At 63.0% G+C, this 18,904-nt stretch carries 14 protein-coding genes and 2 pseudogenes; 7 read left to right on the top strand and 9 right to left on the bottom strand.

The genetic code is table 11. The features are described from left to right. On the top strand, window positions 1-369 hold a 369-nt coding region (locus GEU01_RS24280), incomplete at its 5' end, for an IS4 family transposase (RefSeq protein WP_269719726.1). Here GEU01_RS24280 and GEU01_RS10475 read toward each other — a convergent pair. Then, complete coding sequence (locus tag GEU01_RS10475) at window positions 360-554, bottom strand: hypothetical protein (RefSeq protein ID WP_019086044.1); 195 nt, start codon at window positions 552-554, stop codon at window positions 360-362. The two genes, GEU01_RS24280 and GEU01_RS10475, sit on opposite strands and share 10 nt — an antisense overlap. A 250-nt stretch (window positions 555-804) precedes the next feature. Beyond that, window positions 805-2,490, bottom strand: a complete 1,686-nt coding sequence (locus GEU01_RS22610) for a carbohydrate porin (protein ID WP_019086043.1) — start codon at window positions 2,488-2,490, stop codon at window positions 805-807. A gap of 356 nt (window positions 2,491-2,846) precedes the next feature. Here GEU01_RS22610 and GEU01_RS10465 point away from each other — a divergent pair, with 356 nt between their 5' ends. Further along, entirely contained in the window at window positions 2,847-3,995 is a 1,149-nt protein-coding gene (locus tag GEU01_RS10465; protein ID WP_026018659.1) for a sensor histidine kinase, read from the top strand. Window positions 3,996-4,255: 260 nt separating this feature from the next. After that, on the top strand, window positions 4,256-5,281 hold the full coding sequence (locus tag GEU01_RS10460) for an isopenicillin N synthase family dioxygenase (RefSeq protein WP_019086041.1): 1,026 nt from the start codon (window positions 4,256-4,258) through the stop codon (window positions 5,279-5,281). 51 nt (window positions 5,282-5,332) lie between these two features. Here GEU01_RS10460 and GEU01_RS10455 read toward each other — a convergent pair whose 3' ends face one another. Next, window positions 5,333-6,250 carry a LysR family transcriptional regulator gene (locus GEU01_RS10455; RefSeq protein WP_232272490.1) on the bottom strand — a complete coding sequence of 306 codons (918 nt, stop codon included), beginning with the start codon at window positions 6,248-6,250 and terminating at the stop codon, window positions 5,333-5,335. Between the two features lie 105 nt (window positions 6,251-6,355). Between GEU01_RS10455 and GEU01_RS10450 the strand changes: the two genes are divergently transcribed. Together GEU01_RS10450 and GEU01_RS22605 are read left to right on the top strand one after the other, a co-directional pair. Next, the gene (locus GEU01_RS10450) at window positions 6,356-8,077 is read left to right on the top strand and encodes an NAD-dependent malic enzyme (protein WP_019086039.1); all 1,722 of its coding nucleotides are present in this window, start codon (window positions 6,356-6,358) and stop codon (window positions 8,075-8,077) included. An 85-nt stretch (window positions 8,078-8,162) separates the two neighbouring features. Further along, a pseudogene (locus tag GEU01_RS22605) lies at window positions 8,163-10,232 on the top strand (FUSC family protein). 34 nt (window positions 10,233-10,266) lie between these two features. Here the strand turns inward: GEU01_RS22605 and GEU01_RS10440 are convergent. The 4 genes and pseudogenes from GEU01_RS10440 to GEU01_RS10430 all read right to left on the bottom strand — a co-directional run bounded on the left by GEU01_RS10440 (window position 10,267) and on the right by GEU01_RS10430 (window position 14,650). Then, window positions 10,267-11,826, bottom strand: coding sequence for an efflux transporter outer membrane subunit (locus GEU01_RS10440; protein ID WP_373321441.1), 1,560 nt, complete (start codon window positions 11,824-11,826; stop codon window positions 10,267-10,269). Continuing rightward, window positions 11,813-12,769 (bottom strand): annotated as a pseudogene (locus GEU01_RS22600) (HlyD family secretion protein); the annotation flags it as partial. The pseudogene GEU01_RS22600 and the gene GEU01_RS10440, both read right to left, overlap by 14 nt. A 3-nt stretch (window positions 12,770-12,772) precedes the next feature. Further along, window positions 12,773-13,054, bottom strand: coding sequence for a hypothetical protein (locus GEU01_RS26800; protein ID WP_232272489.1), 282 nt, complete (start codon window positions 13,052-13,054; stop codon window positions 12,773-12,775). Beyond that, a complete protein-coding gene (locus tag GEU01_RS10430) occupies window positions 13,055-14,650 on the bottom strand; it encodes an MFS transporter (protein WP_019086033.1) in 1,596 nt (531 codons plus the stop codon). Window positions 14,651-14,820: 170 nt separating this feature from the next. Between GEU01_RS10430 and GEU01_RS10425 the strand changes: the two genes are divergently transcribed. Further along, a complete protein-coding gene (locus tag GEU01_RS10425; RefSeq protein WP_019086032.1) occupies window positions 14,821-15,780 on the top strand; it encodes a LysR substrate-binding domain-containing protein in 960 nt (319 codons plus the stop codon). A gap of 78 nt (window positions 15,781-15,858) precedes the next feature. On the opposite strand, the gene GEU01_RS10420 is transcribed toward GEU01_RS10425, so the two are convergent. After that, a complete protein-coding gene (locus GEU01_RS10420) occupies window positions 15,859-17,115 on the bottom strand; it encodes a D-amino acid dehydrogenase (RefSeq protein WP_019086031.1) in 1,257 nt (418 codons plus the stop codon). Window positions 17,116-17,149: 34 nt separating this feature from the next. Then, window positions 17,150-18,295, bottom strand: a complete 1,146-nt coding sequence (gene alr / locus GEU01_RS10415; RefSeq protein WP_019086030.1) for an alanine racemase — start codon at window positions 18,293-18,295, stop codon at window positions 17,150-17,152. A 140-nt stretch (window positions 18,296-18,435) separates the two neighbouring features. On the opposite strand from alr, the gene GEU01_RS10410 reads away from it, so the two are divergent. Next, on the top strand, window positions 18,436-18,879 hold the full coding sequence (locus GEU01_RS10410; RefSeq protein WP_019086029.1) for an Lrp/AsnC family transcriptional regulator: 444 nt from the start codon (window positions 18,436-18,438) through the stop codon (window positions 18,877-18,879). Window positions 18,880-18,904: the final 25 nt, after the last annotated feature.

The following is an 18,904-nucleotide window of genomic DNA, read 5'->3' as shown; positions in this document are numbered from 1 at the left end:
AAGCTTGAAGAGCTCCGCCTAACGACCGCAGGCCGGCTCGCAAACTGTATCGCCTTATGCTGCGTGGTGGCCTGGCGTATCTCATGGATAACAATGCTCAGGCGTGAATTACCAGGGACGTCGCCTTCTACCGTTTTTACAGATGTGGAACGCCAAATACTCGAACAGTTCACACCCATACGCAAACTCAGCACTTCACCAGACCTGGATTTTTACATCCGGGCAGTCGCCAGACTGGGTGGTTACCTTGATCGCGCTTCCGATGCTCCGCCCGGAACAACTGTTATCTGGAGAGGAATGTCTCGCCTGGCAGATATCGTTACAGGTGCTCTCTCCTATCAAATTACAGAAGAAAAAATTTATGGGTAACTGCAAGCCGTCGTATCGGTATCCGACGCCGTGGTTGTCCGGGCCTGTTTACTGCTGCCGGTCGCGGATGTGGATGTCGTGTCCTGTGTCGCGGCCTGTGCGCCCGTGGCCGCGCAGGCCAGCGCCATGGAAGCGGTGAGCAGGGAGAAAGGCCTGAGTTTCTGGCGGATGGTCTGGTTTGTCATATTGCAACAGCCTCTTAATTGCATGAAGGCTGCATAGCTATTTTGATAATTATTCGCAATAACGCCAGAAACGCTTCGTTTCCGTGCGTCTCTCAAATGCAACAAATTCGCATTATCAATTACAACCCGGGCACGAAAATGCCCCGCACCACAGGGGACACGGGGCTTTTTTCACCAATACGCGACAGGCATATTACAGGTTGGCGATGACCTTCAGCCCGACCAGCGCGGCATTGGGAATATGTTTGGTCTAGCCCGGGCGGATCATGTACTCGAATTCCGGCTGGACCAGTATGCCCGGCATCGCGTCAATGGCGTAATAGGCTTCGATGATATGGGAATCCGTCTGTGGCGCGCGCACGGCGGTGCCCAGCGAATAACCGGCTTCATACCGCAGGATCTGCCCTTCCTCCTTGCGGTGGCTGACATGGTACCATGAGTACATGATGCCCAGCCGGTCGGTAACCCGCGACGGAATGACACCGGCAAAGGACAGGCCGCCATAGGCTTCATCCGAAATCGAGGTGACATGCGGGGTGTTGTGGATGTAACCCGCCATCAGGTAGCCACCCGCCATCTGGTTACGCCCACCCCGGCGATAGACCATCTGGTCGCCTTCGAACCAGAACATGTCCATCGGCGCCGAGCGCTGATGTCCCGCCGCCGTGCGCAGGGCAGGGGGCAGGCCAATGCCGATCTGGTCAGGATAGCGCGTGGTGTCATGCGCATAGCCCAGCACGTAATGCCCCGGCAGGCGGTTGCGGGTCAGGAAGGGCTGCCAAGTGAATTCGACCGGCAGCATGAGGCCGGTCGCCTTCTCACTGCCCCAGGCCCAGCCGCTGGGGTTGTCGGTCAGGGCGCTGACCGAATACGCGCCAAGCTGGATGGCGGTGTCACGCGTGGGGCGCAGGCGGATGCGCGAACCCCATGTCGCCTTCGGGTACACGCTGAAACCGGGGTCCAGCTTCAGCGCCACGGGCGCGGAACACGTGACCATGAACGAACACAGCAGGGGGGATGTTGCAAACACATGGGTCAGCGCCATTCGGCCGAAGGTGATGTCCAGATGGTTGTCCAGCATCTTTTTTTCGGCATAGAAATCCACCAGGTGGGCCACCACGTTGCCCGACAGGCCATAGACTTCCTGCAGGTTGACGTAATATTCCCCCACCCGGTCATGGCTTACGGCATGGCCCGCGCGCTCCATCACCAGCGTGTGGACCGACCAGCCGGTTATCCCCGCCATTTTTTCAAGGTCGAAGTTCACCTGCGCGGTCAGTTCATGCACGTAGCTCATGCCACGTTCCACGCCGCCATTGATCACGCCCATCGCTTCGCCCTTGTAGGTAAAGGCGAAGCTTACGCCATGATCCAGCAGCTTCTTTCGCAACGGGTTGAGTTGCGGGACCAGATGGCCACTGCCAGCGGTGGGGACATAGTACGGGTCCTCCAGGTCGGTGTCATGCTGCGCGTCGATCCATTCGGGCAGCAGCCCGGACGGCCCCTCGTGATGGGTCAGGATGGCGTCCAGTTCGATCTTGTGGAACGCCCGGTTGTCACCGGGGCTGCTGACGGGTGCGACGCTCATGGTTGCCAACCCGGCAGACGGGTAGGTCGGCACGCCACTGGGCGGAATGGGCGTGTTGGGGGGCCTGCGGATGGCTGCGGGCGTCGGGCCCAGGCGTTCCACATCCAGGTTGAGGCTGATCTGGCGTTCCGATGTCATGCCCTCTGGCGCCACCGCTGTTGCGGGCATGGCGGAAACCGCGCCGGACGTGACAAGGGAGGGAACCGTGGGGGCGGCAGGCAATGCCGCCTGGGCAAGGGCGCGGTGGGCTGGCAGCGCCATGGTGCTTACGGCCAGCAGCCACCGGCATGCATGGGGGAATGGATGGCGGCCATGCCGGTCATGGGCACGGCGTGTCTGTCTCGTCATCTGTCGATTTTCTCGTGGCCGGGCCGGGGGGCGGGGCGTGAAAACGCGGCAAGGATGCCTGGGGTACGTGCTGCCGTATCAGGGTACGGGCACGTACAGGACGCATTCGGAAAAGCGGACAGATGTGCTGCGGTGCGGGATCGGGTGGATCATGATTTTATTCAACCATTGTTTTTATTTTTATGATGATCGACCCATATTTTAAAATTATCGAAATGTCAATATGTACGGAATTATATTAATTTTGCACCGCACAAATTGTAATTTTATTACAAAAATCATTCTGCTTTCCGCTGTCCCGGCATCATGGTATCGCCCGTGTCATGCCCTGCGCAGGCCGGGAATAGGAGAATGGGGTGACAGCGCTTGTTCTGATGGTGGTGGGGCTGGTGATCGGGGCGGTCGCGGGGGGGTATGGCATGCACCTGGCCGCGTCCTCCGCCGGTGGGATGCGCCGGTTCCCCGCCCGCGCGCTGGCGGACCCTGTCGCCATCGGGGATGCGGACACGATTACGGTTGATGAACTGCCTGTCGCCCTGGTCGTGCTGTCGCGCGGGGGGCGGCTTCTGCATGCCGCGACCCGTGCGCAGTCTGAATTTGCCGAAGGGCTGGGCACCCTGATCCGTCATCCCGCCCTGCAGCGCGCCGTGGCCGATCTGCAACCCGGCGGCGTGAGCGAGGTACGGATCGAGGCCGATGTGCCCGTCCGCCGCGTGGTGCAGGCTTTCGTGAAGGCAGGGTCATGGCATGGCCATTCCGCCTGCGTGGTGGTGCTGCTGGACGCCACGGCGCGTGATGCGCTGGATCGTGCGCGCAGTGACTTTGTCGCCCATGCTAGCCACGAACTGCGCACCCCGCTTGCCGCCCTGATCGGCTTTATCGAAACATTGCAGGGGCCTGCCGCGAACGACGCCGTGGCAAGGCAGAAATTCCTTGCCATCATGGCCCGGCAGGCAGGCCGCATGCAGCGCCTGATTGATCGGCTGCTGTACCTGTCGCGCGTGCAGATGCTTGAACACCAGCGCCCGCAGGGGCAGGTCGTGCTGCCTGACCTGTTTGCGCGTCTGAATGATGAACTGCAGGGCAAACCGGCGGAAGACCGCGCTGCCGTCATCATCCATGCCCCGCCTGCCGGCACGGTGCGGGGGGATGCGGACCAGATTTTGCAGGTGCTGGTCAACCTGTGTGAAAACGCGCTGCGTTATGGCCGCCCCGCGCCACCGGCCGTGGCGCGTATCGATGTCGCGGCGCAGTGGCTGGAAACCGGCGGGCTTGTGATCTCGGTGCGTGATAACGGCCCGGGCATCGCGGCGCAGCACCTGCCCCGCCTGACCGAACGGTTCTATCGTGTATCACAGCCTGCCGGGCGTAATGGGGGCGATCAGGGAACGGGGCTGGGGCTGGCCATTGTCCGGCATATCGTGGACCGTCATGGTGGCCGTCTGGACATAACCAGCACGCCGGGACAGGGTACATGCTGCAGCGTCTGGCTGCCGCAGGGATAGGGCCAACCCGCGTGGTTTCCGGTCTTGACGGGAAATGCCCCGGCATGGTGTTGTCATGGGGCGAGTAGAAGCGGTCGGGATTTTATCCTGGGCATTGCTCCACACCAATCAGTTCCTGATTTGTGGGCCGCTGGCATACAGGGCATAATATATAATGGTGCGTTTTCATTACCCCCGGTTGCACCGGGACGGGAAGATCGCGCCATGCCCGTATACCCCGCGTGCCCGGCAGGAAGAACCTTCTGGCCGGAGAACACCGCATGTCCCCTTCACCCGTACCCCCATATGGCAACGCGCGGCCCGAACTTGATCGTGAGGCCATGATCGGCGGGCAGGGCACCTGCATTACCCGCGACATACCCATGATCGACCTGTCGGATTACGACAGGCGCAAACCCGTCATTACCGATGCATTGTGGGACGCCGCAACACGGGTCGGTTTCTTTCAGGTCATCAATCACGGTATTGACACGGCGGACGTGGACGCTGCCTTTGCCGCGGCCGGCCGGTTCTTTGAACTGCCCATGGAGCAGAAGACGCATTACGCCCGCCGCCCCGGCTCCAATGTCGGGTGGGAATACCGCGCGCAGGTCCGTCCATCCACCGGCACCCCGGATAACAAGGAATCCTACCAGATCACCCTGCCGCAGATGGGAGCGGATACATGGCCCGCTGAAAGCACATTGCCCGGATTTCAGGCCCGCATGCGGCGTTTCGAACGCCAGAACTGGGTGTTGGGGATGAAAATCCTGTCGTGCTTCGCAATCAGGCTGGGGTTCGATGCGGATTTCTTTACCTGTAACCACGATCCCGCATCCGCGCAGTACCAGAGTACCCTGCGCCTGATCCATTACATGAGCATGGAAAATGCCCGTGACGCGGATTTCGAATTCTGGCGTGCTGGCGCCCATTCCGATTTCGACTGCCTGACCCTGCTGCACCAGCGGCCGGGGCAGGGCGGCCTGCAGGTCTGTCCCGGCAGGGACGCGGATGCACGGGGCACGGATACGCTGGCATGGACCGACGTGCCGCCGGTGGCGGGCGCGGTTACGTGCAATATCGGTGACATGCTGATGCGCTGGAGCGATGACCGCCTGAAATCCACCCTGCACCGGGTGCGCATGCCCCGGCGCGATGAGTATCTTGGCCCGCGCCTGTCACTGCCGTTTTTCTGTCAGGCCAACCGTGACGCGGTCATTCAGGGGCCACGGAAGAAATACGCGCCCATTACCGCCCGGGATTATCTCGATGAACGCATTCGGGCAAATTACGGTGGGCGGTCGTGAATATCCTGCTTTTTTCAAAAAGGCGGCGTTAGACCCCGTCATGGCGGCCCCTTACGTACCGAAATAGTTCTGGCGCAGTTCACGTCGGACAAAATCAAGGAAAAACCGCGTGCGCGAGGGGAGATGCGCACGGGATGGATAGACGGCATACAGTGTCACGTCCTCCCACGCATAGGTGCTGAGGCATTCGATCAGCCGACCGCATTTCAGGTCATCGGCAATATCCCACAGCACTTTCAGCGCGATACCCCGCCCGTTTACAGCCCAGTCATGTACGACCTCGCTACTGGACGTGGCAAGGCGGGGGGTGACGTGGATTTCCTTGCGCACCTTGCCGTCCAGATAGGCCCATTCATTGAATATGCGCTGGCGGCGGATCAGGCAGATGCAGTCATGTTTCAGCAGGTCATGCGGTGTGGCGGGCAACCCCCGGCGCGCGACGTAATCGGGGGAGGCACATACCACGCGGCGGCTGTTTATAAGGCTGGTAGTCATGACTTCCTGATCCGATGGCATGCCGGGGCGGATGGCGATGTCCAGACCATCATCGATCACATCCAGCCCCGCATCCGACAGGGTCAGGTGTACGGTGACATCGGGATACTGCCCGACAAAGGCGGCCACGACACCGGCCAGCAGCTTGCGCCCGATTTCCGATGGCACGCCCACGCGCAGCAGGCCGTGCGGAATACCGGCGCGCGCCGTCAGTTCGGCCTCGGCTTCCTCCACTTCCTGCATGATCCTGACCGCGTGCTCATGCAGGCGCTGGCCTTCCGCCGTGAGGGCGAAATGGCGCGACGTGCGCGTGACCAGGCGCGTGCCCAGGCGGGTTTCCATGGCGCTGAGGCGGCGGCTCATGGCGGCAGGCGACATGCCAATGGCGCGTGCGCACCCGGCAATGCTGCCCGATGCGGTCAGGATGCAGAAAAACTTCAGGTCACTGATTTCATCCGGCATAAGGCGTCCCATGATTGCGTCTGACGTACGGTTGGCGTGCAATCGTATGCCCTACACGAAGATGTGCAGATCCGTATCCTGCGCACTCTTCAACTGTTATCGCAATATCGGGTTCTTATGTCGGATACAGTCCAGTCCACCTGTCACACTTCCCTCAAAACAGCGCTGTCAGGCAGGGAACTTCTGGATTGTCCAGTTCTGAACAAGGGAAATGCATTCGACAGCCGTGAACGTGACCTGTTCGGATTGCATGGCCTGCTGCCTGCACGCATCGCGATGCTGGAAGAACAGGCCGACCTTGCCCGTGCGCGACTGGCGGCGCTGCCGGACAACTTTTCGCGACATATTGCGCTGCGTGAAATCCAGGACAGGAATGAAACGCTTTTCTACGCCATTATCGATCAGGCGCTGGAAGCGTGGCTGCCCATCATCTACACACCCGCCATTGGCCGGGCCTGCCGGGAATTCAGCCATATCTGGACCCGGCCGCGCGGCCTGTTCCTGAACTACAGCGATCGGGACCGCATTGCCGAAATCCTGTCTGACCCGCAATGGGACGGGGTGCGCGTGATCGTGGCCAGTGATGGCGGCAGCATCCTTGGCATTGGCGACCAGGGGGCCAATGGCATGGGCATCCCCATTGGCAAGCTGTCGCTTTATACCGCCTGTGGCGGGCTGGACCCGGCCCGCGCGCTGCCCATCCTGCTGGATGTCGGCACGGATAACGCCACGTTGCTGGAAGACCCGGAATATATCGGCTGGCGGCACAAACGCGTGCGCGGGGCGGATTATGACGCCTTCATTGCCGAATTCGTGGATGCCGTGAACGCGCGCTGGCCCAATATCGCCCTGCATTGGGAAGACCTGTCGGGCGCGGACGCGCTGCGGATCCTGCGCCGTTATCGTGGCGGGATGTGTACCTATAATGACGATATCCAGGGCACGGCCGGGGTCACGGCGGGTGCGCTTCTGGCCGCGATCCGTGCCGGCGCGGCCCCGCTGGCGCAGCAGCGGATCGTCATTTTTGGCGCAGGTGGCGCGGGTTGCGGCATTGCCGACCTGCTGGCGCAGATGATGGTGACTGACGGCATGACGCCTGATGAGGCCAATCGCCGTTTCTTCATGGTCGATATCAACGGCCTTGTGCGTGCGGGCATGGACGGCGTGACCGAAGGCCAGAGTCCCTTCGTGCAGCCTGCCGATATCGCGGCAACATGGAATGTGGCCGATCCCGCCCATGTCACGCTGGCCGAGGTAATGGAAAATGTCCGTCCCACCATGCTGATCGGCACATCGGGGCAGGGCGGGGCCTTTACCCGTGACATCGTGGCCCCCATGGCGCGTCAGTCCGTGCGCCCGGTCATTTTCGCCCTGTCCAACCCCACCGCCAATATCGAGGCGACACCGGCCGACCTGCTGGAATGGACGGTGGGGCGCGCGATCATCGGCACCGGTGGCCCGTTCGCCCCGGTGGCGTATGACGGACGCCAGCGCCCGGTGGACCAGATCAACAATTCCTATGTCTTTCCCGGCGTGGGGCTTGCGGTGGTGGCGGGTGGCATCACGCGCATGACGGATGGCATGTTCCTTGCCGCGGCCCACGCGCTGGCGGGGCTTTCGCCCGCCGCGGGGGCGGATGATCGGGCGACAGTCCCGCTGCTGCCGCCCGTATCCGAATTGCGCACCGTGGCCATGGCCGTGGCACGGGCCGTGATCCGGCAGGGACAGGCGGAAGGTGTGGCCCCCCAGGCATCGCCCGAAACAGTCGAGACCGCGTTGAAGGGCGCCGTATGGACCGCGCGGTACCGCCCGTATGAAAAGGCGGTTCCCGCCCGCTAGGTCGCCCTGAGACGATTTCCATGGGCAAACGGCTTCCGTAAGGGGAAGTAAAACGTGTCCGCCATGCCATGACGGGCAGGATCAGATGAATATTTCCCGCTTCATGCCCGGGCCGGGTGTGCGCTGGCCTGTGGGTGGGGACATGCTGCGCTGGCTGTTCTGTCCCACGCCACAGGCGGTGGCGTTCGCGCTGCGTAATACCATTGCATCCATCGTGGCGCTGGCCATTGCGCTGTGGATGGAACTGGACAGCCCGCAATGGGCGGTCGCGACCGTATGGTCGGTGGCACAGGTGCGCCGGGGCGAAAGCATGTCCAAGGCGCGGTGGCGTATCGTGGGCACGCTGGTCGGCGCTGTCGCGGCGGTGGTGTTCATTGCCGCCTTTCCACAGCAGTCATGGCTGTTCTTTCCCGCCGTGGCGACATGGATCGGGCTGTGCAGTTTCCTTGCCACGTTCTGCCTGAACTTCCGTTCCTATGCCTTCGTGCTGTCGGGCTATACCTGTTCGATCATTGCGGTTGCGGCGGCATCCGCGCCGGACAACGTGTTTTTCATCGGCATTTCACGCGCCACCTACATCATCCTGGGCGTGGTGTGCGAGGCAGGGATGGCCATGCTGTTCACCATCAGCCTGTCCACGCGCGCGCAGGCCACCATGGTGGCGCAGGTGGAAAACGTGCTGCACCGGCTGGGAACGCTGCTGCGTGAAATCGTGCTGCATGACCGTGACACGCTGGTCCATGCCGGTGAGTTTTCGGACATGGTGGTATCGGTCCATCAGGGGCTGGAATTCCCGGCCATCGAAATGGGGCGGCAGGTGCATGCGGGCGATCACGCGCGTGCCGTACTGGCGGAGGTTTCGATTCTCTTGACCCGCCTTGTCGGCCTGTCCGGCGGGGCGGAACGCGCCATGCTGGCTGATGACGGGGTCATGGCGGACACACGGGGGCAACTGCTGCATCTGTGTGACCGGCTGGCGGCCTGTCGGCTGAAATCCGGTGCGCTGGATGGCGTGCGGGCGCAGGTCATGCACCTGCGCACCCTGTTTGAACGGCGTGCGGCGCGCGGCGATCAGGAAACGACCCGCATTACCCATGGCGTACTCGCGGCCACGATGGATGATCTGGAAACGGCGCTGGAACACTGCCATGCCATTTTCAGCCCGCCACCGCATGACCGTTTCCGTTTCCACCTGGGGGGACATCGCGATATCCGGCTGGCGTTCTATAACGGGTTGCGCGGGGCCGCGGCCATCATGCTGGCGGCTTTTGTTTATGAATGCACGGCGTGGCCCGGTGGCATGGGCTTCATTGCCATTACCACGCTGGTCTGCGGCCTGTTCGCCACGCGTGAAAATCCGGTTGTGGGCACGACGCGGTTCCTGTCGGGGGCGGTGTGGTCGGCTGTCGCCGCGGGCAGCCTTGACCTGTGGATCCTGCCTTACCTGACGGATTATGAGGAATTCGCCTTCGTGCTGGGCGTATTCCTGTTTGTGGGCGGCCTTGCCAAATGCAACCGGGGCACGGCGGGGGCCGCGGCGGCGTAAGGGCTGCTCATGCCGAATCTGCTCATGCCCGGCAACCAGAGCCGGGTGGATGAAATCACGTTCCTGAATGGTGCGTTCCACACGGTTCTGGCCGTGGGGCTGAGCGTGCTGGTGTTCCGGCTGGTCCTGCCATTTCGCGCGCGGGATGAACGGCTGCGCTTTGGCATGCATATACGTGGTGAACTGCGGCGACTGTGCCTTGTGCCCCTGCCGCCGTCACCCCAGTGGTGGATTGGTACCAGTGTGGACCGGATCGGGCGGATGGTACGCCACGCGGCACAGGAAGGGGACCGCACCGCTACCGCCGGTATTCGGCTCATGCTCATGTTTTCTTCTGTCGGGCTGAATATCCTGCTGCTGCGTCAGATCAAGCGGCAGCGGCGCGATACGGTATCGGATGTCATTACCGAACTGTTGCGGGTGCTGGTGCGCTACCGGCCGGTCAGCCCGCGTGGCGTCGCCATGGTCCGGGCCACGCGCAGGCGGCTGGCCCATATGGGAAAGGCTGATCCCGGCAATGCCAGGCTGCTGGAGGTACTGGCCTGCCTTGACGGGATCAGCCGTACGGCTACGGCCTGTATTGCCGCCATGACGGCGGGAGTGGAATAATTCCTGTCATATTCGTGAATAATAAGAGTTTTTTTCAGCCTTTCTTCCGGCGTGGCTGCGGCAGGGGATAACGGCTTTCCCATCCACCGCCCAGTGCGCGGTACAGATGGGTGACGGAAGTCGAGACCGCGACATCCGCCTCGATCAGGCGGGACTGTGTATCGAGCAGCCGGTCCTGCATTTCCAACACGTTCAGGAACGCGGCCGCACCTTCGGTATATTGGCGCTGTGCCGTACGCACGGCAATCTGGTTCTGCTCCACCGCGGCGGCCAGCCGGTCGCGCTGGTTCTGTGCCGATGACAGGTCGGCCATCGCATCATCGATTTCCTGCCATGCCTTGAGCATCGTGCGCTGCAGCATGATGGCGGCTTCCTTCTGCTGCGCCTTGCGCAGGCGCAGCTGCCCCGTCAGCCGTCCACCCTCGAATATGGGAAAGGTCGCGGTCGGGCCAAAACCATACTGGCGCGATGCCCAGCTGCCCAGCCCGCTGAACTGCAGCGCCTGCACATCAAGGCTGCCTGACAGCGTCACGCGCGGGAAGAAATCGGCAATGGCGACGCCAATGCTGGCGGTGGCGGCATGCAGCCGTTCTTCCGCCATGCGGATGTCAGGCCGCCGTTCCGCCAGTTGCGATGGCAGCCCCACGGGAATTTCACGCGGCACCGGCGGCACGCCGCCGCCCGGTCCAAGGTTTTGGGTCAGCGCGCCAGGTTCGCGGGCAACCAGGAAGCTCAGGGCGTTGAGCAGATGCGCCTCCTGGTCCTGCAGCACCGGCAGGCGGGAGCGGAATTCCTCGTACTGGCCCGATGCATCAGCCACGTCCATGCGCGTCGCGGCCCCTTCGTCCAGGCGGCGCGTGGTCAGGTGCAGCGTATGGCTGGCCAGGTCGATGTTCTGCCGGACAATGGCCATGCGCGCCTGCACGCCACGCAGGTCAAGGTAGTCCTGCGCCGTTTCCGCCATGAGCGAGACCATAAGCCCCCGGCGCATGTCCTCCGTCGCGTGCATGGCGGCGGTGGCGGCTTCGACCTGACGGCGCACATGTCCCCACAGGTCCACTTCCCATGCCGCGTTCATGCCGTACTGCGGCAGGTTGAAGGACGGATTACCGATCGATCCGGGCATGGCCGTGGGGCCAAAACCCTGCGTGCCGCTGGCGATCGTGCCGGCACCCTGCTGTTCCATTGTGCCCAGCAGGCCCAGTATGCCATTGGTGCTGGCGCGTTCACGGGCATAGGACGCATTGGCTTCGGCATGGGGAAACTGGGCGGCGCTGGCGATACGGCGTTCGGCCATGCTCTGGGCAAAGCGCCATGACGCGGCCTTGAGGTCAAGGTTGTCCTGCGCCACCTGCGTTTCCAGCGCGGTCAGGGTGGCGTCATTGAAAATGGTCCACCACTGCGCGTCCACTGTCGCATCGGTCACATGGCTTTCGGCTGGCGGCAGGCTGTCATGCCATGTCGCGGGCGCAGGCTGGGGCTTGCGATGGTAGTCGGGGCCAACCGTGCAGCCGGTGGCAACCAGCGCGATCATGCCGAAGGCCAGCGCGGCGCGCGGGTGGCGCGCGGCCTGCATGACGTTACTGCCAGACATAGCGGGCCTCCGTCGCGTGGGGGCCATCGGGCGGGGTTACGGTGTCGATACGGGCTTCGACCGACATGCCGACGCGTACCAGTTCCGCCATCTTCTGTCCGGGGTCGAACACCAGCTTGACCGGGATGCGTTGCACCACCTTGGTAAAGTTGCCGGTGGCGTTGTCCGGCTGGATCGGGGCGAAGGCGACGCCGGTGGCGGGCGCAAGGCTGTCCACATGGGCATGCAGCGGGTGGCCGGGGAAGGTATCGACCCATATGGTCGCGCGCTGCCCGGTGCGCACATGGGTCAGCTGCGTTTCCTGAAAATTGGCCAGCACGTAGGCCGCCTGCGTTGGCACCACCGCCAGCAGGGCGGTGCCCGCATGGACATAGGCCCCTACGCGCACGCCACGTTCACCCACCACGCCTTCGACCGGGGCGGGGATGGTGCAGTAGGACAGGTTGAGCGCCGCCGTATGTTCGCGCCCGCGCGCCTGTTCCAGCGCGCCCTGTGCGTGCAGCAGGCGCGCGCGCAGGACCGCGACCTGATCGGTTTCTGCTTCGACCGCCGCGTTGTCATGGTCAAGGCGGGCCTGCGCTTCCAGCAGGCGGGCGGCGCTGTCCTGGTTCTGTTCCAGCGTGCCGGACCCGTCCGCCGACAGGTTGTGGTACCGCCGCGCATTCTGCCGGGCAAAGACAAGCTGCGCCTGATCCGCGCTGACACTGGCATGCGCCTGTGCGATCAGGGCCGACTGGCGCACCAGTTCGGCCTCAAGGTTCGCAACGTCACCCTGTGCGGCTTCCCTTTCGCCCCGGGCGGTCTCCAGTGCTGCGCGATAGTCCTCGTCCTCGATATGGGCCAGTTCCTCGCCGGGGTGGACGGCTTCGTTATCCTGCGCGATCACGCGGTCGATGCGACCGGGCACCTTCGGCGCAACGGTGGTGAAATCCGCCGTAACATAGCACTACAGTTGCAGTTTGGTTTCCGGCCTAGAAAGATGAAGAATTTGCGGTTTTTCTCGATGTAGACCGTCTGAAATTCGAGCTTTCTGGAAAGCACGGAAACCATGAACAATTAACGAACAAAACAAACTGCAACTGTAGTGATAGGCGTCGTTGGTATATTCGCTGGCGCCGTTGCCCGATACCAGCCGGTCGGCGGTCCACGCGGCCGCAACCAGGACAATGACCGTGGCGCCAGCCAGGATGATGGGTTTCTTGTGGGGCATTGCTTTGGACCCGATCATTCAGTGTGCGGCGGGTGCGGGGACCGGCGCACGCGGGGGGTAGATACGTCCGGGCAGGATTGCCGTCAGGACAAGGAAAAAGGCGCAGATCCACATGACCAGCAGGTAGATGTCCGCCAGCGCCAGCACGGTGGCCTGTTCACGCACGTAGGTATGGAAGATCTGCAGCGCGTTCCGCGCTATGTGCCCGGCATCGGGCGATGTGGCCGCGATCTGCCCGGCGATGGGGTCGCCCATGCCCGACAGCGCCGTGCCATGCGTGCCGTGCAGGTCCAGCAGCATGGTGGAATGGTACTGCTCGCGCCGGCGCAGCATGACTTCGAACAGGGCGGTGGCGATGGCGTTGGCCATGCCCTTGAGCATGTTCACCATGCCCGAGATCATCGGCCCGTCCGCGGGCCCCAGCCCGAGGGCCGCCAGCATGAGGGTGGGGATGACCACCATCGGCTGCCCGAAGACCTGCAGGATCTGGATGACCATGAAATTGTCGCGCACCCAGTCCGGCGTCAGCCACGTGCCCAGCCACGCCGCAACGCCAAGGCAGATCAGCCCGATGGCCAGCACGTACCGGCAGTCCACCGCGCGGATATTGCACAGCGCCGCCGTCAGCGGCAGCAGGACCAATTGCGGCAGCGCCACCACCAGCGCCACGGGTGCGGCCTGAACGGGCCGGTAGCCACGTATGTCGGCAAGGTAGGTGAACGGGATTTCCGTCATGAGCCCGCAGATCATGAGCGACGCCACCAGCGTCAGCAGTGATGCGGCGATATTGCGGTTGCCCCAGAACTGGATGCGGAAGAACGGGCTGTGGTGGAACCATTCATGCGCGAGGAAGGCAATGAACAGCGCCCCGCCCCAGAATGTCAGGTGCGTGATGACGGGGGAGCGGAACCAGTCCAGCCGGTCGCCCTGATACAGCACGGTCACCACGCACATGATGGCGGGAACCCCCAGCATGAACCCACGCCAGTTGAAGTTCCGGAACCGTTCCCAGTGCGACGGGTCGCGCGGCAGGCCCCAGCCGATCATCAGCGCAGCCACCGCGCATAGCGGCAGCGTTTCCCAGTACAGCCAGCGCCAGCCGACATGTTCGAACCACATCGCCTCCAGCGGGCCGCCAAGGTTGGGCCCGAAGGTCGCGCTCATGGCATACCCGCCAATACCGAACACCCGCAGGGGGGCAGGCAGGTACTTGAGCATGACGGTCATGAGAATGGGCGGCAGGCACCCCGCCGACAGCCCCTGCGCCGCGCGCAGGATGCACAGCGTGGTCATGTCGGGCATGTAGGGCGCGGGAATGGCCAGCAGTCCCAGCAGCGCCGTCATGAACAGGGTAAAGCGGTAGATGGAAAACGTGACGTAGAACCACGGCGTGAACGCCATCGCCGCGATGTTGAAACATTCATAGATGGAGATGAACCACGTGCCCTCGTCGTGGCCGATATGCATCGCCCCGCGGATATCGGGTAGGCCGATTTCCGTGATGTGTTCATTGAAACCGGCGACATGCACGGCCAGCAGCACCCCGAGGCACCCCACGACCGTGCGGATGCCAAAGGGCGGGATATAGGAAGGTGCGGCGTGGGCGGCGTTCACATTTATCTGTCCCGATGGGAAAACAGACACATGATCGGCGCGGGGGGCGTGCGCGAATACCCATGATCGCGTAAGGTGACACTTTCATTTTGCGGATTGGTCAAATCCGTTTTTTCAGGATAATCGGGACGGTTTCATTCCGGTTTACAGTGGGGACGTCACGCAGGGTCATGAGGAAACGCTACGATCTCGACCTTCTGCGCAGTCTCCAGGCCCTGATTGAGGAAGAAGGCGTCTCCCACGCCGCGCGCCGCCTGCAGGTAAGCGAGGCCGCCATGAGCCGCACCCTCGCCAAGCTGCGCGTGGTCTTTGGCGATCCCATCCTTGTGGCGTCGGGGCGCAGGCTGGTCGCCACCACCTTTGCGCTGGGGATCCGCGAACGGGTGCAGGCTCTGGTGGAAGGGGCGGATTCCCTGCTGGAGGAGCAGGACGCCCCCGACCTTGCCGGTCTGTCCCCCCATTTCACCCTGCGGGCGAATGACCTGATCGTGGGGGCGTTCGGGGCCGCCATCCTTGCGGCATTGCGGGCCGAATGCCCCGGCTGCACCATAACCTTCGCGCCGGAAACGGATGAAGAACCCAGCAACGACCTGCGGGAAGGGCGGATCGACCTTTATCTTGGCGCATCCGACGACATGCGTTCGGAAATACGCCGCCAGAGCATCTTTCCCACGTCCTTCCGCGCGTTGGTGCGCGCGGGCCATCCCATCCTGACCGAGGGGATCACGCCTGCTTCGGTCGCGCGGTATGAACATATAAGCGTGTCGCGCCGGGGGCGGCCGCATGGGCCGATCGATATGGTGCTGAAGGAACGTTTCGGGCTGAAGCGGCGGGTAGTGATGGTCGTGCCCACCTATTACGCCATGGTGGAAACCCTGCGCATGACGGACATGATCCTGCCATTGCCGGGTATCGCCATTGATTACCTGCCCATACGGTCCATGCACCTCGAGGAGTTCGAATTTCCGTTCGAACTGCCCCCGGTGCATTCATTTCAGGCATGGCATCCACGGCGCGACAGCGATCCGGTGCATCGCTGGCTGCGCAATACGGTCTATCAGGTCGTGCGCCAGCGCGGGGATGTCCTGCCTGACGGGTTTTCTCCCGCCACGGTGGCAGCGGGAAAGTAGAGACTGGGATATAACGAAGTTTTTGCTGCCTTTTTAAAAAAGGCAGCACCCGGAAACTTTCCATTTCCCGCCAGTCTTTTACTGTCCGTAACGTACGATGCCCAGATCCTCGTAGGGGATGTCGGGCATGCGGTTCGACATGATGTCCGCCAGCACCCGGCCCGAACCACAGGCCATGGTCCAGCCCAGCGTGCCATGCCCGGTGTTGAGGAACAGGTTGTCATATTTCGTGCGGCCGACGATGGGCGTGCCATCGGGCGTCATCGGGCGCAGGCCGGTCCAGAATCTGGCCGCTGCAATATTGCCACCACCGGGGAACAGGTCGGTCACCGAATGTTCCAGCGTTTCGCGCCGCGGCGCGCGCAGCTTTGTGCTGAAGCCCGCCAGTTCCGCCGTGCCACCCACGCGGATGCGTTCGCCCAGGCGGGTGATCCCGATCTTGAATGTCTCATCCATGATGGTGGAGACCGGGGCCTGCTTTTCATTCACGATGTCGGCAGTCAGCGAGTAGCCCTTGACCGGATAGATCGGCAGGTCCAGCCCGAGGTGGCGCACCATGGCGGGCGAATAGCTGCCCAGTGACAGGACATAGGAATCCGCCACCATCTGGCCGCGACTGGTCTCGATCCCGGTAATGCGGCCACCATCATTCGTCATGGTGCGGATGCGGGTATCGTAATGGAAGGTGACGCCAGCCTTCGCCGCCATGGCCGCAAGGCGCTGGGTAAACAGGAAGGCATCGCCCGTCTCGTCACCCGGCAGGCGCAGGCCACCCACGATCTTGTCCGCCGATGATGCCAGGCCGGGCTCGGCCCTCACGCAGCCTTCACGTGTCAGGACTTCGTACGGAACATTGTACTGTTCCAGCACGCGGATATCGCCCGCGATGGCGTCCATCTGCTTTTGCGTGCGGAAAACCTGCAGCGTGCCCTGCTGGCGGTCATCATAGGTGATGCCGGTGCTGGCGCGCAGGTCGCGCATCACGTCGCGGCTGTATTCCGCAATACGCACCATGCGGCCCTTGTTGCGGTCATAGGCGGCGGTCGTGCAGTTTTCCAGCATCTGCACCAGCCATTTCCACAGGTGCGGGTCAGGCATGGGCCAGAACACGAAGGGGCGGTACTTCATCAGCAGCCACTTGACCGACTTCAGCGGCACGCCCGGCCCGGCCCAGGGGGACGAATACCCCGGCGAGACCTGCCCCGCATTGGCGAAGCTGGTCTCAAGGCCGGCTTCAGGCTGACGGTCCACCACAGTGACCTCATGCCCAGCCTGCGCAAGGTACCATGCCGATGTCACACCGACGACACCGCTACCCAGAACGATGATTTTCATTACACAGATGCCTTCTCTGGCGGGTGGAAACGCATCACGCCGCCTGTGTCAGGTACGCGCGATGGAAACGGGAACCCAGCGCCGTCAGCACTTCATAGCCAATGGTGCCGGCGGAGCGGGCGACATCATCCACGCTGCGGCGCGGGCCGATCATGTCCACATGCGTGGTCTGCGCCAGCACGCCTTCGGGCACGCCGGTCACGTCAATGGTGGTGGAATCCATGGAAATGCGGCCAAGGATCGGCAGCCGGTAGTCCCCCAGCCATGCACATCCGCCCCCGTCTGCGCCGCGGCGCAGGAACCCGTCGGCATAACCGATGCCCAGCGTGGCGATCCGGCGTGGCCCGGTGGCGCGCCATGTCAGGCCATAGCCCACGCCGTCGCCCGCGTTGATGGTACGGCGCTGGACAATGCGCGCACCCAGCCGCACGGTGGGGCGCAGGGGATTGGGCGCGTCGTCGTTGGGCGCCAGGCCATAGAGCGCCGCACCGGGCCGCACAAGGTCGAAATGGTAATCAGGCCCAAGGAAGATCCCCGATGAGGCCGAAAGCGCCAGCGGGGCCGCAGGCAGGCGCGCGGCCATGGCGCGCAGGCGGTCGCGCTGCATGGCGTTGGCGGGATTGGCCGGGGTATCGGCGCAGGCAAGGTGGCTCATCACCAGTTGCGTGTCGATTCCATCCAGCAGGTCCGGGCTGGCCGCCAGCGCGGTGACATCCCCATCGGACAGGCCGAAGCGGGACATGCCGGTATCAACCTGCAGGGCGGCGGGCAGGGGATTGCCCATCTGGCCCGCATGCGCGCGCCATCCGGCCACCTGTTCCATGCTGTTCAGCACCGGCAGCAGGTCATGGCGCGTGAACTCGGCCTGCGTTCCCGGCATCGGGCCATGCAGGACAAAAATACGTGCGGTGGGGGCAACATGTTGCCGCAGGCGGATGCCTTCTTCCAGATGGGCGACAAAAAAGGTATTCGCCCCGGCCTGTTCCAGCACGGGGGCAACCCGGTGGGCGCCCAGCCCGTAGGCGTCTGCCTTGACCACGGCCGCGCAGAGGGAGTTGCCCGTGCGGGCGTTGAGCAGACGGTAATTCGCTGCGATCGCATCCAGGTCGATTTCCAGCATCGCACCCGCGCCCGGCGCGGCCCAGCCGGTATCATGCGGGAAGGAAGGCAGGTCAGACATGGGGCGTGTACTCCATCGGGCTGGCGGAACAGGTTGATCGTACGCCGACTGAAACAAAATGTCCTGTCGTTTGACGCAATTTTATGCAATTACGAATTGTCTGTACGCAATCATATACGAAAATAAGCGGAAAATTCATCATGGCATTCGATCGTCTGACAGACGCCATATTGCGCAACCTTCGCCATGACGGACGCATGAGCAATGCCGAACTGGCACAGAAGGTCGGCCTGTCTCCTTCCGCCTGCCTGCGGCGGGTGCGGATGCTGGAAAAGGACGGGGTGATCCGGGGATATCGCGCGCTGGTGGATGAACGTTCGGTCCATGGCATGACCACGGTGATCGTGCAGATCACGCTGGAACGCCAGACGGAGGAATGCCTGCGCCGGTTCGAGGCCCGCGTGCGCGAGTGCGCCGATGTGCGCGAATGTTACCTGATGACGGGGGACGCCGATTATCTGGTCCGGGTCGAGGCGCGGGATGCCGCCGATTATGAACGTATCCACAAGGAAGAACTGTCGCGCATGCCCGGTGTCGCCCGGATACAGAGCAACTTTGCCATTCGCACCGTGGTGCAGCGTTAAGTATCAAAAGTTTCTGGGTGCCGTC

The organism is Komagataeibacter europaeus LMG 18890, assembly GCF_000285295.1.
In the GTDB taxonomy this organism is placed as follows: Bacteria; Pseudomonadota; Alphaproteobacteria; order Acetobacterales; family Acetobacteraceae; genus Komagataeibacter; species Komagataeibacter europaeus.
This window is presented reverse-complemented; position numbering and strand designations above follow the sequence as displayed.